Here is a 15111-nt window from a genome sequence, read left to right as displayed (position 1 = left end):
CGTGCAGTGCACCGCCGCCACCGGGAAGCGGCCTAGACTGGCTGCGGCTCCACTCCCTGCCCGCACATGCAGCACCCCGCCCGCCCCACCGCGCCTGCGCCCAGGGTGCTGGTCGTGCCGCGCTACAAGCGCAGCGGCCACGGCGCGCTGGACGACTCCCTGCAACGCCTCACCGTGCTGTGGATGAAAAGCCTGCCCGAAGCCCTGCGGCCGCAGCAGTGTGCGCGCCGCCATCCGCGGGTGCTCAACCACATCGCCGCGCTGTGGGCCCTGCCGATGCGCTGCATCGATTACCTGGACGAACTGCAGACCGACCGCCGCGGCAACCGCCAGGGCTTCGGCCCCGGCGTGGCCCTGGAACTGCAGCGCCTGCGCGCGCGCCGCGCGGCACTGGCCGCGACGGCGCGGCAGATGGCGGCCGGCGACTTCCCAGTCACGCAGCCGATGGCGCTGTGAGCGCCGAGCGGCTCAAGCCGGCTGCAGCAACTGCGCGACCTGCTCGCCGATGGCCAGCGAACTCGTGAGCCCCGGCGACTCGATGCCGAACAGGTTCACCAGCCCCGGCACGCCGTGCACGGCCGGGCCCTGCAGCACGAAATCGCGCGCCGGCTCGTGCGGCGCCTGGATCTTGGGGCGCATGCCGGCGTAGCCCGGCTGCAGCGCACCATCGGGCAGGCCGGGCCAGTACTTGCGCACCTCGGCATAGAAGCCATCGCCACGGCGTGGGTCGACCACCAGGTCTTCGGGGTCGTCCACCCATTGCACGTCGGGGCCGAACTTGGCCTGCCCACCCAGGTCCAGCGTCAGGTGCACGCCCAGGCCAGCGGCCTCGGGCGCCGGATAGATCAGCCGCCTGAACGGCGCGCGGCCAGCCAGCGTGAAGTAGTTGCCCTTGGCGAAATGGCTGGGCGGCACATGGGCCGGATCCAGCCCGTCGAAGCGCCGTGCCAGCAGCTGGGCCGACAGGCCGGCCGCATTGACCACGGCGCCGGCCAGCAGCTCGGTGCCGTCGGCCATGGTCAGCACGATGCCGTCTGCCGTGCAGTGCGCCTGCGCCAGCGCGCTGTTCAGGGCCACCAGGCCGCCGGCGTTCTCGAAATCGCCCTGCAGCGCCAACATCAGCCCATGGCTGTCGACGATGCCGGTGGACGGCGAGTGGATGGCTGCCGTGCAGCGCAGCTGCGGCTCCAGCGCGCGCGCCTGCTCGGCCGAGAGCAGCACCAGGTCGTCCACGCCGTTGGCCGCGGCCTTGGCGACGATGCCCTGCAGCTGGGCGACCTGGGCCTCGTCGGTGGCCACGATGAGCTTGCCGCAGCGGCTGTGGGCAATGCCGCGCTCGGCGCAGTAGGCGTACAGCAGCGCCTTGCCGCGCACGCACAGCTGCGCCTTGAGCGAACCGGCTGCGTAGTAGATGCCGGCATGGATCACCTCGCTGTTGCGCGAGCTGGTGCCGGTGCCGATGGCGTCGGCCGACTCCAGCACCATGCACTCGCGCCCCGCAAAGGCCGGTGACAGCGCCAGCGCACGGGCCACGGCCAGGCCCACGACCCCGGCGCCGATGACGACGCAATCGACGCGGTCCATCACAGGCTCCGCGGATCGGTGGCCAACAGCAGCGCGACCAGCGAACGCAGGTGGGCCTTCAGGGCGTCGGCGCCCGCATGCAGGGCCAGCGTGTTCTCATCCATGTAGAGCCTGCGGTTGATTTCCAGCTGCACGCTGTGGCGCTGCTGCGCGGGGTCGCCGTAGCGGCGCACCAGTTCGACGCCCTTGTAGGGGTGGTTGTGGGCCACGTCGTAGCCCAGGCTGCGCAGGTGCTCGACGATGCGGGCGGACACCGCCGCGCCCGCCGTGCTGCCGTCGCGGTCGCCGACCACGAAATCGGCATGGGCCAGACCCGGAAAATCGGTCGCGAAGCGCGAGGCCACGGCCGGCATGGAGTGGCAGTTCAGATGCAGGCTGTAGCCGTGGCGCGCGTGCGCGGCGTCGATGGCGGACTTCACGGCCGCGTGGTAGGGCTGCCAGCAACGCGCGATGCGCGCCTGCACCTCGGCCACCGTGAGCTTGCGTGCATACAGCGGCGTGCCCTCGTCGGTGGTGCGCCAGATCAGCCCCTTGCCCAGGCGCACCTTGGACAGCACGCGCGCATCGGTGGCGACCGGGCCGGGCCAGGGCGCGTCCAGCAGCGCCTGGTCGATCTCGGTCACGTCGCGGTTGGCGTCCAGGTAGCTGCGCGGAAACAGCGCCTCGATCCAGGCCACGCCCAGCGCCGGCGCGAAGTCGTAGAGCTTTTCGACATGGGTGTCCTCGGCGCGGCGCAGCACCAGCGGGTCGCAAGCATGGTCGAAGTCGGCCGGATAGACCGTGCCGCTGTGTGGGGAATCGAGAACCAGCGGGGTGGTCCCCGCGGTGGTGAGGATGGCGGCGGACATGGGGCGGGATTGTGCAGCACGCCCGAGGCGCAGTCGCGCATCGCCCCCGCCTCCGCCTGCCGTCCTACGGGGGGCGGAACCAAACATGGAATACTCGTATCCGTCATGCGGGGCCCACGCCGGGATGTCCTGTCGTACACATTGGTGAAGGTTCCATGATCGAGTTGCACTACTGGCCCACGCCCAACGGATGGACATGCTCCATCATGTTGGAGGAGTGCGGCCTGCCCTACCGCATGGTGCCGGTGAACATCGGCCGCGGCGAACAGTTCACGCCCGAGTTCGTGGCCTTGATCAATCCGCACCACAAGATGCCGGCCATCATCGATCCGGCGCCGCTGGACGGTGGCCCGCCCATGCAGGTCGGCGAGGCCGGCGCCATCCTGGTCTACCTGGCCGGCAAGACCGGCCGCTTTTTGCCGGTGGACACCGTGGGGCGGCTGCAGGTGCTGCAGTGGCTGATGTGGCAAGTCGGCGGTCTCGGCCCCATGACCGGCCAGAACAGCCACTTCCTGCAGTACGCGAGCGAGAAGGTTCCCTATGCGATCACGCGCTACGGCAACGAGCTGCGCCGCCTGTACGGCGTGCTGGACCAGCAGCTGGGCCAGACCGGCGCCCACGTGGCCGGGGCGGAGTTCTCCATCGCCGACATCGCCATCCTGCCCTGGATCCGCATGCACAACGCCCAGCGCATCGACCTGTCGGCATTCGCCCACATCGGCCGCTGGTACGAAACGGTGCTGGCGCGCCCGGGCGTGCAGCGCGGACTGGCCCTGGGCCGCGAGCTGCGTGCGCCGGTGCTCAGCGAAGCCGCCCGCGAGGCATTGTTCGGCAGCGGTTCCGGCGCGCAGGGCGTGGCGCGCCAGCGCTGGGGCGACTAGCCGCCCAGCACCCCGCGGTTGAGCCGCAGCAGCCGGCCGCAGCGCGCGGCCAGCGATTCGTCGTGCGTGACCACGATGAAGGCCGTGCCGTGCTCGCGCGCCAGCCGCAGCATCATGCCGAACACGGCCTCGGCCGTGCCGCGGTCCAGGTTGCCCGTGGGTTCGTCGGCCAGCACGCAGCGCGGCGCGCCGACCAGGGCCCGCGCGATCGCCACGCGCTGGCGCTCGCCGCCCGACAGCTCGGCCGGCCGGTGCGCCATGCGCTCGGCCAGGCCGACCTCGGCCAGGATGGCTGCCGCGGCCTGGGCAGCCGCCTCGCGCGACTGGCGCCGGATCCACAGCGGCATGGCCACGTTGTCCTGTGCGCTGAACTCGGGCAGCAGGTGGTGGAACTGGTAGACGAAGCCCAGCTCGCGGTTGCGCAGTTCACCCTGGGCGGCCGGGCTCAGCGTGGCCAGGTCCTGGCCGGCCAGCTGCACGCGGCCCGTGGTCGGCGCGTCCAGCCCACCCAGCAGATGCAGCAGCGTGCTCTTGCCCGAGCCCGAGGCGCCGACGATGGCCACGGTCTCGCCGGCGTGCACCGCGAGGTCCACGCCCTGCAGCACCGTGAGGTCGATGCGGCCCTCATGGAAGCGCTTGGACAGGCCCTGGGCCTGCAACACGGGCTGGCCGGCGGCGGCAGATTTGATCGCATCACTCATAGCGCAGCGCCTCGGCGGGGTTCACGCGGCTGGCCCGCCAGCTGGGGTAAATGGTGGCCAGGAAAGCCAAAATCAGGGAGATGACGGCGATCGGCAGGATGTCGGCCTGCTGCGGGTCACTGGGCATGCGGTTGATCAAATACACCTCACGCGGCAGGAAACTCGCGTGGAACAGCTTTTCCAGCGCCGGCACGATCACGTCGATGTTGTAGGCCACGCCCAGACCCAGCGCGAGGCCGGCCAGGGTGCCGATCACGCCGACCATGGCGCCCTGCACCATGAAGATGGTCATGATGCTGCGCGGGCTGGCGCCCAGCGTGCGCAGGATGGCGATGTCGGCGCGCTTGTCGGTCACGGTCATCACCAGCGTGCTGACCAGGTTGAACGCGGCCACCGCCACGATCAGCGTGAGGATGATGAACATCATGCGTTTTTCGAGCTGGACGGCGGCGAACCAGGTCTGGTTCTGGCGCGTCCAGTCGCGGATCAGCAGGTCGCCGGAGAGGCTGCGGGCCAGCTCGAAGGCCACCTCGCGCGCCTGGTGCAGGTCGCGCAGCTTGAGCCGCACGCCGCTCGGCCCCTCCAGCCGGAACAGCCGGGCCGCGTCCTCGATGTGCACCATGGCCAGCGCCGAGTCGTACTCGTAGTGGCCGGAGCTGAACAGGCCCACCACCGTCATCTGCTTGAGCCGCGGCACCACGCCGGCCGGCGTGACCTGGCCCGAGGGCGCGACCAGCGTGACCGGGTCGCCCTCGCGCACGCCCAGGCTGCGCGCCAGGTCCGTGCCCAGCACGATGCCGAACTGCCCCGGCACCAGCCGCGCGATGGCTTCGGCGCCTGCACCGCCCGCCACGTCGGTGACCTGGCTCTCGGTGGCCGGGTCGATGCCGCGCACCAGCGCGCCCTTCATGTCCTCGCCGCGCGCGATCAGCGCCTGGCTGGCGATGAAGGGGGCGGCACCGATGACCGCGGGGTTGCGTTTGGCCTCCTCCATGGTCTTGGCCGGATCGGGGATGGCCTGGCCTTGCGGCGCGTAGATCTCGATGTGCGAGACCACGCCCAGCATGCGGTCGCGCACTTCCTTCTGGAAGCCGTTCATGACCGACAGCACGATGATGAGCGCCGCCACGCCGAGCGCGATGCCCAGCATGGAAACGCCAGAGATGAAGGAGATGAAGCCGTTGCGGCGCGTCGCGCGGCCGGCGCGGGTGTAGCGCCAGCCGACGGCCAGTTCGTAGGGAAGGTGCATCGCGCGCGGGCCTGGGCTCCGCAAAAATCGGGGATTGTGGCATCCCGGACAATCCCCCCGATGTCTCTGCCCATGCCTCCGGACAACCCGGCCCACCTGCTGATCCTCGACGCCGCCTGCGATGCGCCCGCCTGCCGCAGCGCGCTGGCGGCATTGCCATTGCGTTCCCTGTCCGCCCTGCTGGCCGGACTGACCCCCGCCCCGCTGGAGCGCCTGCCCGACGAAGCGCTGGACACGCCCGCCGAACGCGCGCTGGCCCGGGCTGCGGGCCTGGCCGGCGACGACGGCCGCCTGCCCTGGGCCGCCGCCGCGGCCATGGCCGCCGGCCTGCCGCCCACGCAGGACTGGGCCTTCCTCACGCCCTGCCACCTCGAGGTCGGCATGAACCAGGTGCGCCTGACCGATCCGGCCACGCTGGCGTTGCCCGCCGACGAGGCCGAGGCCCTGATGGCCAGCATGGCGCCCTACCTGGCAGAGGACGGCATCGTGGTCGAGCGCTGGCAGGACGGCCGCTGGCTCGCCCATGGCGCGCCGTTCGCCGGCCTGGCCACGGCGTCGCCCGAGCGCGTGCTGGACGAGGACAACCTCAACGCCTGGCTGCCCGCCAGCCCGCTGCTGCGCCGCCTGCAGAACGAGATGCAGATGCTGCTCTACACCCACCCCGTCAACGACGCGCGCGAGGCCCGGCGCCAGGTGACCGTCAACGCGCTGTGGATCAGCGGCTGCGGCAGCTGGCCGGCCACGCCACCCCGCCCGTCCGCCGTGCAGGTCGTGGACGCGCTGCGCAGCACTGCGCGCCAGGGCGACTGGGCCAGCTGGTCCGCCACCTGGCAGCAGATCGACCAGACGCACTGCGCGGCGCTGCTGCAGCGCCTGCGCGCTGGCGAGCCCGTCGCGCTGACGCTCTGCGGCCCGCAGGGCAGCCGCCGTTTCGACGGCCAGCCCCGCGGCGCGCTGGCGCGCTGGCTCGCCAGCTGGCGCAAGCCGCAGCCGGTCCAGCTGCTGGAGGGCCTGTGAAGATCCGCGCCCGCGATGTGCCGCCACGCGCGGCCTGGGCACTCGAACAGGCCGGCGTGCACCCGCTGCTGGCACGGCTGTTCGCCGCGCGCGGCGTGCAGGCCTTCGACGAACTCGACGATGGCCTGGCCAAACTGCTGCCGCCGACCGGCCCCCAAGGCCTGCTCGGCGCCGACGCCGCGGCGCGGCTGCTGGCCGACGCGATCGCGCGCGACGCGCGCATCTGCATCGTGGCCGACTACGACTGCGACGGCGCCACCGCCTGCGCCGTGGCCGTGCGCGGGCTCCGCCTGCTGGGCGCGCGCCAGGTGGACTACCTGGTGCCCGACCGCGTGGTCGATGGCTACGGCCTGACCGCCCCCATCGCCGAGCGTGTGCACGCGCGCGGCGCCGACCTGCTGGTCACGGTGGACAACGGCATCGCCAGCATCGAGGGCGTGGCCCATGCCCGCGCGCTCGGACTTGCGGTGCTCGTGACCGACCACCACCTGCCCGCGCCCGCGCTGCCCGCGGCCGATGTGATCGTCAACCCGAACCAGCCCGCCTGCGGCTTCACGAGCAAGTGCATGGCCGGGGTCGGCGTGATGTTCTACGTGCTGCTGGCGCTGCGCGCCGAACTGCGCGCGCGCGGGGCCTTCGCCGACCGCCCCCAGCCCAAGCTCGATGCGCTGTTGCCGCTGGTCGCGCTCGGCACGGTGGCCGATGTGGTCAAGCTGGACGCCAACAACCGCCGCCTCGTGGCCCAGGGCCTGCGCCGCATCCGCGCCGGCCAGATGCCGGCCGGCGTGGCTGCGCTGTTCGACGCGGCAGGCCGCAAGAGCAGCCAGGCCACGGGCTTCGACTTCGGCTTCGCGCTGGGCCCGCGCATCAACGCCGCCGGCCGGCTGGCCGACATGACGCTGGGCATCGAATGCCTGCTGACCGACGACGCCGGCCGCGCGGGCGAACTCGCCCGCACGCTGGACGCGATCAACCGCGAGCGCCGCAGCATCGAGACCGACATGCGCGAGCAAGCCGAGCTCGTCGCCGAATCGCTCTTCGGCGACGGCGAGGAACCGCCGCCGGCCATCAGCGTCTACGACCCGGCTTTCCACGAGGGCGTGGTCGGCATCGTGGCCTCGCGCCTGAAGGACCGGCTGCACCGGCCCTGCTTCGTCTTCGCCGCCTCGCGCGCCCCCGGCCACGAGGGCGAGATCAAGGGCTCGGGCCGCTCGATCCCGGGCTTCCACCTGCGCGATGCGCTGGACCTGCTGGCCAAGCGCCACCCCGGCGTGCTGCTGCGCTTCGGCGGCCACGCCATGGCGGCCGGCTGCACGGTGGCGGCCGAGCGCTGGCCCGAATTCGAGGCCGGGCTGCGCGCCATCGCGCGCGAGTGGCTGGACGAGGCCGCGCTGACGCGCCGGCTCGACACCGACGGCCCGCTGGCACCCGAGTACCGTCGCGCCGACATGGTCGACACGCTGCACCGCGAGGTCTGGGGCCAGGGCTTTGCCGCGCCGACCTTCAGCGAAGAGGTGGAGATCGTCTCGCAGCGCCTGGTCGGCGAGCGCCACCTGGCGCTCAAGCTGCGGCACCAGGGCCAGCCCGTGGACGGCATCTGGTTCGGCCGCGTGGAGCCCCTGCCCAACCGCGCCGTGCTGGCTTTCCGGCTCGACGCCGACGAGTGGCAGGGTCAGCGGCGCGTGCGCTTCCTGGTGGAAGGCATGGCCGGCTGAGGTCGGCCGGCCGTCGACCTCAGAAGCTCTCCCACTCGCCTTCTTCGGCGGGCCCGGGCTTGGGCTTGGCGGCCGGCGCCGTGCGTACGGAGGCGGCCAGTGTCTTGGGCGCCACCGGCCGGGCGGGTGGCTTGGACACGGCCTTGGGCGCAAGCTTGGGCGCTGCAGGCGCGGCCGCCCCCAGGCGCTTGGCGGCGGGCGCCGCCACCGCCGGCGCTGGCCGCTTGGCGGGGATGGGTGCCGCGGGCGCGGCCACCACGGCCGCGCGCGGCGCCAGCGCCGGCACCGCACCGCTGCCGACGTTGAACACGGCCACCACCTCGGACAGCCGCTGTGCCTGCTCCTTGAGGCCGGACGCCGCGGCGGCCGACTCTTCCACCAGGGCCGCGTTCTGCTGCGTCATCTGGTCCAGCTGTGTGACCGCCTGGTTGACCTGCGCGATGCCGTCGCGCTGCTCGGTGGACGAGGCGCTGATCTCGCCGATCAGGTCGCTCACGCGGCGCACGCTGGCCACGATCTCCTGCATCGACGAGCCGGCATGCTCGACCTGGGCCGAGCCGGTCTCCACGGTCTGCACCGAGGCGTTGATCAGCGCCTTGATTTCCTTGGCCGCCTCGGCCGAGCGCCCGGCCAGCGCGCGCACCTCGGAGGCCACGACCGCGAAGCCCCGGCCCTGCTCGCCGGCACGCGCGGCTTCCACCGCCGCGTTCAGGGCCAGGATGTTGGTCTGGAAGGCGATCGCATCGATGGTGCCGATGATGTCGGCGATCTTGCGCGAGGCCTCGCTGATGTCCTGCATGCTGCGCACCACCTGGCCCACGACCTCGCCACCCTGGATGGCGGCCTGGGCCGCCGTGCTGGCCAGCTGGTTGGCCTGGCGTGCGGTGTCGGCCGACTGCGTGACGGTGCTGGTCAACTCCTCCATGCTGGCTGCCGTCTGCTGCAGGTTGGAGGCGGTCTGTTCGGTGCGTGCCGACAAATCGTGGTTGCCGCTGGCGATCTCCGTCGAGGCGGTGGACACCGACTCCACGCCGCTGCGCACCTCGCCGACCAGGCCGCGCAGCCGCTCGGTCATGGAAGAGAGCGCCCGCAGCAGCCGGCCGAACTCATCGCGGCGCGCATCGTCCAGGCGCTGCGTGAGGTCGCCGCCGGCGATGGCGTCGGCCGCTTGCAGCGCGCGCTCCAGCGGCCGCACGATGGAACGCACCAGCGCCACGGTCAGGCCGATGCCGACCAGGAACACCAGGACGATGGCGGCCAGGCCCGTGAACGAACCCGTGCGGCGCGCATCCTCGGCCGCCGCGCGGGCCTGGTCGCGCAGCCCTTCCTGCACGGTCACGAAGTTCTCCAGCGCCTTGAGGTACAGGTCGATGGCCGGACGGAAGTCGCGTTCGACGAAGGCCTGCACATCGGCGCCGCTGTTGCGCACCTCGGCGACGCGGGCGGTCAAGGCCAGCACACGCGTGCGCTGGTCGGCAATCGCCTGCAGCGCGGCCTTGCTCTCCTCGGTGGTGGACGCCTTGGTGATGCGCTCCTGCACCGTCGAGATCTGCGCAATCAAGGCCTTCACCCGGCCGTCGTAGAGCTTGGCGATCGCCGGATCGGCGGTCAACGCGTTGCCTTCGACCATGGTCGTGGCGGTCTCCGTCATGCCGCGCCAGCGGATGGCGTCGGAGATCCGGCCTTCGTAGGCCATCACCGAGCGCAGGGCGCTGTCCATCACGTTGGCTGAATTGATCTGGGCCCAGGCCGCGATCGCCAGCATGGCGACCAGCAGTCCCAGCACCACCAGCCACAGCCGGCGCCCCACTCCGATGTCGTTCCACTTCATGTCGTCTTCCCTCGTCCGCACTCAATTGGCGCGGCCTACGCGCTAATCCACACGCAGTTTAGGGGGAAGGAACGCGCGAAACAGCACCTTCCATCGCGCTGGATCAGCCGGCCAGCACCTCGCGCACGGCAGCCAGCTGCCGGCGCGAGACGGCCAGCGGTTCGTCCAGGCCGTGCAGCCGCACCGCCCAGCCCTCGCCCTCCTCCGGGTCGTGGTGTTTTTCGAGCGCCCGCAGCGCCTTGCGTGCCACCAGGGCGTTGCGGTGCACGCGCACGAAGTGCAGGCGGTGGCGCGTCTCCAGTTCGTTCAGGGCGCCGTCCAGGATGTAGCTGCGCGCCAAGGTGCGCACCGTCACGTACTTGAGTTCGGCCTTGAGGTACAGGATCTGGGCCAGCGGCACGCGTTCGGTGCGGCCGCGATCCTGGATCAGGATGAAGGCCTCGGCATCCGCCTCCGCCGGCTGCCCGGCCAGGCCGCGCAGGCGCTCGACCTTCTGCAGCGCATGCTGCAGCCGCTGCAGGCGCACGGGCTTGGTCAGGTAGTCGATGGCCTCCACGTCGAAGGCCTGCAGCGCATGCTGGGCATAGGCCGTCACGAACACCACGGCCGGCGGCGCCGGCAGCGCGCGCAACGTGTTGGCCAGCACCAGGCCGTCGCTGCCCGGCATGTGGATGTCCAGCAGCGCCAGGTCGAAGCGCTCGCGCTGCAGCAGCACCATGGCCTCGCTGGCGTTGCCTGCCTCGCCGCAGACCATCGCCGCGGGCGCATGGCAGTCACCCAGCAGCGTGCGCAGCCGGGTGCGCGCCAGGGGTTCGTCGTCGACGATCAACACACGCAAGGCCATGGCTTGCTCCGTTCCTCGTTGTTGTTCATGCCGGCACCTCGATGCGCACACGGAAGACGCCGTAGCGCAGTCCGGCCCGGAAGCTGCCGCGCACGTCGTGCAGCAGCCCGAGCCGGGTGCGCACATTGTCCAGCGCCACGCCGTGGCCGCTGGCGCCCTGCCCGGCCGGCACCGTGTTGACCACCGTGATGCGCACGGTGTCGCCGCGCCGCTCGCTGGCGATGCGGATGTCCGCGCCCCTGTCGCTGGGCTCCACGCCGTGCTTGACGGCGTTCTCCACCAGCGGCTGCAGCAGCAGCGGCGGCAGCCGCACCTGGTCGGCCGCGGGATCCAGCGACCACTGCACGCGCAGCCGGCTGCCGAACCGCACCTGCTCGATGGCCAGGTAGCGCTCGGCCAGCGCGATCTCCTCGCCCAGCGTGACCGACTCGCCCGGGTCCTTCAGCACGTGGTGGAACAGGTCCGAGAGGTCTTCCAGCAGCGCCTCGGCCTTGGCCGGCTCCTCGCGCACCAGGGCGATGGCGCTGTTGAGCGTGTTGAACAGGAAGTGGGGCCGGATGCGGGCCTGCAGTTCCGCCAGCCGCGCCGCCGTGGCGGCCGGCGTGCGTGCCCGCGCGCGCAGGCCCAGGCCGATCACGAGCAGCACCGACAGCAGCAGCCCCGTCACCGCGCTGGCCAGCCAGGGCGGATCGCCGGTCACGCCCAGGCCGGTGAGCACGGCGCAGGCCACCAGCCCGGCCAGTGCGCCCAGCACCACGCCCACCGGGTAGTGCGCCTGCCGGCCGAGCCGGCCCAGCCGGTGCTTGAGGCTGCAGGCCACCAGCAGCCAGAGCAGCGCGGCCGGCATGGCGCCGGCCGTCAGCAAGGCCAGGCGCTCGGCCCACTGCAACAGGTTGTTGCTGCCGAACATGGCGCCCACGGCCATCACGGTCTCCACGAACAGCACGGCGCGCAGCACCACACCAGGCTGGCACGCATCGAACACCAGAACCGCGTTTGCGCGCCCGCGCGCGCGGCGGCGTGGCGTCGGCGCGGTCGGGTCCTGGAAGGTCGATAAAATTTGCGGCTTCATGCGCAGGCTGCGGGGGTGCGTCCGATTATGGTGCACCACCCCGCACCCGACGCCGCACCGGCGCCCGCGCCCTTCTTCTCCAGCCAACGGCATTCCATGTCCCACAACCAACTCGACCAGAAGTCCCAGGCCTGGTCCGCGCTGTTCTCCGAGCCCATGAGCGACCTGGTCAAGCGCTACACCTCCAGCGTCTTCTTCGACAAGCGCCTGTGGCAGGCCGACATCGCCGGCAGCCTGGCGCATGCCGAGATGCTGGCCGCGCAGAAGGTGATCTCCGATGCCGACCTGGCGTCCATCCAGAAGGGCATGGCGCAGATCACGGCCGAGATCGAGGCCGGCCAGTTCGATTGGAAGCTCGACCTGGAAGACGTGCACCTGAACATCGAGGCCCGCCTCACGCAACTGGTCGGCGACGCCGGCAAGCGCCTGCACACGGGCCGCAGCCGCAACGACCAGGTCGCCACCGACGTGCGCCTGTGGCTGCGCGGCGAGATCGACCTGATCGCCGGCCTGCTGACAGACCTGCAGAAGGCCCTGGTCGGCATCGCCGAGCAGAACGTGGATGTGATCCTGCCCGGCTTCACCCACCTGCAGGTGGCCCAGCCCGTGAGCTTCGGCCACCACATGCTGGCCTACGTGGAGATGTTCGCGCGCGATGCCGAGCGCATGGCCGACGTGCGCCGCCGCACCAATCGCCTGCCGCTGGGCGCGGCCGCGCTGGCCGGCACCAGCTACCCGCTGGACCGCGAGCGCGTGGCGAAGACGCTGGGCATGGAGGGTGTCTGCCAGAACAGCCTGGACGCCGTGAGCGACCGCGACTTCGCGATCGAGTTCGCCGCCGCGGCCAGCCTGGCCATGGTGCACATCAGCCGCTTCAGCGAGGAACTGATCCTGTGGATGAGCCAGAACTTCGGCTTCATCCGGATCGCCGACCGCTTCACGACCGGCAGTTCCATCATGCCGCAGAAGAAGAACCCGGACGTGCCGGAACTGGCGCGCGGCAAGACCGGCCGCGTGGTCGGCCACCTGATGGGCCTGATCACGCTCATGAAAGGCCAGCCACTGGCCTACAACAAGGACAACCAGGAAGACAAGGAGCCGCTGTTCGACACGGTGGACACCTTGAAGGACACGCTGCGCATCTTCGCCGAGATGGTGGGCGGCATCACCGTGGTGCCCGCGGCCATGGAACAGGCCGCCGCGCGCGGCTATGCCACGGCCACCGACCTGGCCGACTACCTGGTCAAGAAGGGCCTGCCCTTCCGCGACGCGCACGAGACCGTGGCGCACGCGGTGAAGGCCGCGCAGTCGCACGCCTGCGACCTGTCAGAGCTGCCGCTCACGGTACTGCAGGGCTTTCACCCGGCCATCGAGAAGGACGTGTTCGACGTGATGAGCCTGCGCGGTTCGCTGGAGGCCCGCAGCACGCTGGGCGGCACGGCACCCAGCCAGGTCAAGGCCCAGATCGCGCGGCACCGCGCACGGCTGGGCTGACCGGCAAGGACGGGCCGCCGACGCAGCGGCCCGCCCGGCCCACTCACAGGGCCTCGGCAGCCCGCACGATGGTGTTGGCCTGCGACACCAGCAGTTCGCCCGCCGTGGCCGTCACGCGGCCCTCGGCCTGGGCTGCCCGCACCAGTTCGATGTATTGCTGCAGCGACGCGATCGCGAAATTGAAGTGGTAGCGCGCCGCGCTGCCGCTGCTGGAATAGCCCGAAGCCATCCAGTAGTGGGCCGCGTCGATGGCCTGCTGGATGCGCTCACCGTCCCGGATGGCGTAGTAGGCGGTGTTCTCGCGCAGCAGGCCGGTGGACGAGAAGTCGGCACGAAAGTGGCCGGCCGCCTGGCACAGCAGTCCGCATTGCAGGCCGCGGCCGATCACCGAGGTCTGGGCTTCGGCGATGGTCCTGGCGCCGTCCTCGGCACGCACGAAACCGGCCGCCACGGATGCGCCCACCGCGGCCGTGACCTTGGCCACGTAGTCTGCCTGCGAGGGGTACAGCGTGGCCAGCTGGGCCGTGTCGAACGGCACCCAGGCGCCCACGTTGCCGCACTGCACGCCGTCGGCGCGCGCGGTCGGCACCTCCATGTGCGCCAGCCGCACCCCGCCCAGCGCGTTGCCGTTGGCGTCGCGCGCGATGCTCTGGCCATCGGCCGCCAGTGTCAGGGCCGGGGCCGAGGGCGGCGTCGCGCCGGTTTCCACCTGCTGCTTGAGGTGGTGCACGGCCGCGCCCACCACATGGCCCAGCGGTGTGCGCGTGCGCGTGGCCACCGTGCCGCCGAGGCAGGCATCGTTGCCGGTGTTCTGCGGGCCCAGGTCGCGCAGGCGCACCCCCGTGCGGCCCATGCGCTGCACCACGTCGCCGTGCGAGGAGCCGGCCACCCAGTAGGTCTTGCGCGTGGCGGTGTCGGGCTGGCTCGCAGCGAGCCGGCCACCCGTGGCCTCGGACTCGCTGAGCACCTTGATCACCGGTGTCTTGAGGTCGTCGCGCAGCACCGGCGTGGCCACCTGCACGAGGATGGCGTCGTAGATCGGCGCGCGCGTGTGGATGTAGTTGGCATACGGCCCCATGCGCCAGCCCGACTGCGACATGCCGGCGGCGATGACGTTCTTGACCGGCAGGCCGTCGAGCACCGCGGGCACGGCGCGCGCGGCCTTGGCAGTCTGCGAGTAGATGTCGTAGGACAGCTTGTCCTGCGTGACGCTGCCGCCGGCCGTGACGTCCAGGCTGCCGTAGCGCGTGGGGCTGAACCACTTGAGGCCCAGGTTCGGGTTGGCGATGCCGTTGTTCTGCGCACTGACGCCGATGTAGGCATAGCCGGCGCGCAGCAGTTCGTCCTTGGCCTGCACCCAGAAGTACTCACCGTCGAAGTTGTCGGTGACGTTGAACCACTCGACGACCACGGTGCCGTTGAACTTGGCCGGGTCGGTCGGGCGCCGCACGACGATGCGGGTCTTGTAGGGCACGCCCTCGGCCACGACCGCGGCATCGCCGCTGAAGGCCGGCAGCGTGGTGGCGGCGTAGTCGACCGCCGGTTCGTTGTAGACCTTGGCCTTGCCTTCCAGGAAGAACTCCTGCTCGACATAGCCACGGCTGGCCAGCGCGACGTCGGTCGCGTAGAAGGTGTAGTTCCTGGTCGCGCTCAGGAAGCCTTCGCTCGCGACCGGGCCGGTCACGGTCGGCGTGGCGACCAGCGGGTAGGCATCGACCGGCGGCGTGCCGGCATTCGCATCGCCGTCGCCACCCCCGCCGCAAGCGGCCATCAGCGCGGCGGCGGCCAGTACCGCCAGGGCGCCGTGGCGGCGCGTTGCATGGGTTCCAGGGAATCGTTCGTTCTGCATCGTTGTCTCCTCTTCCACCGCGGCAA

At 71.4% G+C, this 15111-nt stretch carries 13 protein-coding genes; 5 read left to right on the top strand and 8 right to left on the bottom strand.

The window, feature by feature from the left end:
* Positions 1-66: 66 nt before the first annotated feature.
* Positions 67-456 (top strand): hypothetical protein, encoded by a 390-nt coding sequence (locus tag ASF45_RS05830; protein ID WP_156472863.1) that lies wholly within the window; start codon positions 67-69, stop codon positions 454-456.
* 12 nt (positions 457-468) lie between these two features.
* Here the strand turns inward: ASF45_RS05830 and ASF45_RS05825 are convergent, their stop codons facing one another.
* Together ASF45_RS05825 and ASF45_RS05820 are read right to left on the bottom strand one after the other, a co-directional pair.
* Positions 469-1584, bottom strand: coding sequence for an NAD(P)/FAD-dependent oxidoreductase (locus tag ASF45_RS05825; protein WP_200932118.1), 1116 nt, complete (start codon positions 1582-1584; stop codon positions 469-471).
* A complete protein-coding gene (locus tag ASF45_RS05820) occupies positions 1584-2432 on the bottom strand; it encodes an N-formylglutamate amidohydrolase (protein ID WP_056658421.1) in 849 nt (282 codons plus the stop codon). The genes ASF45_RS05825 and ASF45_RS05820 overlap by 1 nt, the downstream gene beginning before the upstream one ends.
* Before the next feature lie 155 nt (positions 2433-2587).
* Between ASF45_RS05820 and ASF45_RS05815 the strand changes: the two genes are divergently transcribed.
* Positions 2588-3313 carry a glutathione binding-like protein gene (locus tag ASF45_RS05815; protein ID WP_056658414.1) on the top strand — a complete coding sequence of 242 codons (726 nt, stop codon included), beginning with the start codon at positions 2588-2590 and terminating at the stop codon, positions 3311-3313.
* On the opposite strand, the gene lolD is transcribed toward ASF45_RS05815, so the two are convergent.
* Together lolD and ASF45_RS05805 are read right to left on the bottom strand one after the other, a co-directional pair.
* Positions 3310-4014 carry a lipoprotein-releasing ABC transporter ATP-binding protein LolD gene (gene lolD, locus ASF45_RS05810; protein WP_056658405.1) on the bottom strand — a complete coding sequence of 235 codons (705 nt, stop codon included), beginning with the start codon at positions 4012-4014 and terminating at the stop codon, positions 3310-3312. The genes ASF45_RS05815 and lolD overlap by 4 nt on opposite strands.
* On the bottom strand, positions 4007-5263 hold the full coding sequence (locus ASF45_RS05805) for a lipoprotein-releasing ABC transporter permease subunit (protein ID WP_056658399.1): 1257 nt from the start codon (positions 5261-5263) through the stop codon (positions 4007-4009). Before ASF45_RS05805 ends, lolD begins: the two co-directional genes overlap by 8 nt.
* Before the next feature lie 60 nt (positions 5264-5323).
* Here ASF45_RS05805 and ASF45_RS05800 point away from each other — a divergent pair, with 60 nt between their 5' ends.
* Both ASF45_RS05800 and recJ read left to right on the top strand, forming a co-directional pair.
* On the top strand, positions 5324-6280 hold the full coding sequence (locus ASF45_RS05800; protein WP_162243963.1) for a phosphoglycerate mutase: 957 nt from the start codon (positions 5324-5326) through the stop codon (positions 6278-6280).
* Positions 6277-7995: a single-stranded-DNA-specific exonuclease RecJ gene (recJ, locus tag ASF45_RS05795; protein ID WP_056658383.1), complete on the top strand. Its 1719-nt coding sequence runs from the start codon at positions 6277-6279 to the stop codon at positions 7993-7995. Before ASF45_RS05800 ends, recJ begins: the two co-directional genes overlap by 4 nt.
* A gap of 19 nt (positions 7996-8014) precedes the next feature.
* Here the strand turns inward: recJ and ASF45_RS05790 are convergent, their stop codons facing one another.
* From ASF45_RS05790 to ASF45_RS05780, 3 genes are all read right to left on the bottom strand, one after another.
* On the bottom strand, positions 8015-9826 hold the full coding sequence (locus tag ASF45_RS05790) for a methyl-accepting chemotaxis protein (protein WP_056658372.1): 1812 nt from the start codon (positions 9824-9826) through the stop codon (positions 8015-8017).
* 103 nt (positions 9827-9929) lie between these two features.
* Complete coding sequence (locus tag ASF45_RS05785) at positions 9930-10670, bottom strand: LytTR family DNA-binding domain-containing protein (protein ID WP_200932117.1); 741 nt, start codon at positions 10668-10670, stop codon at positions 9930-9932.
* Positions 10671-10695: 25 nt separating this feature from the next.
* Positions 10696-11742, bottom strand: coding sequence for a sensor histidine kinase (locus tag ASF45_RS05780; protein WP_056658366.1), 1047 nt, complete (start codon positions 11740-11742; stop codon positions 10696-10698).
* 96 nt (positions 11743-11838) lie between these two features.
* On the opposite strand from ASF45_RS05780, the gene argH reads away from it, so the two are divergent.
* Positions 11839-13236 (top strand): argininosuccinate lyase, encoded by a 1398-nt coding sequence (argH, locus tag ASF45_RS05775; RefSeq protein ID WP_056658780.1) that lies wholly within the window; start codon positions 11839-11841, stop codon positions 13234-13236.
* A gap of 43 nt (positions 13237-13279) precedes the next feature.
* On the opposite strand, the gene ASF45_RS05770 is transcribed toward argH, so the two are convergent.
* Complete coding sequence (locus ASF45_RS05770) at positions 13280-15085, bottom strand: alpha/beta hydrolase domain-containing protein (RefSeq protein ID WP_056658359.1); 1806 nt, start codon at positions 15083-15085, stop codon at positions 13280-13282.
* Positions 15086-15111: the final 26 nt, after the last annotated feature.

The organism is Pseudorhodoferax sp. Leaf265, assembly GCF_001422365.1.
Taxonomy (GTDB): Bacteria; Pseudomonadota; Gammaproteobacteria; order Burkholderiales; family Burkholderiaceae_C; genus Pseudorhodoferax.
This window is presented reverse-complemented; position numbering and strand designations above follow the sequence as displayed.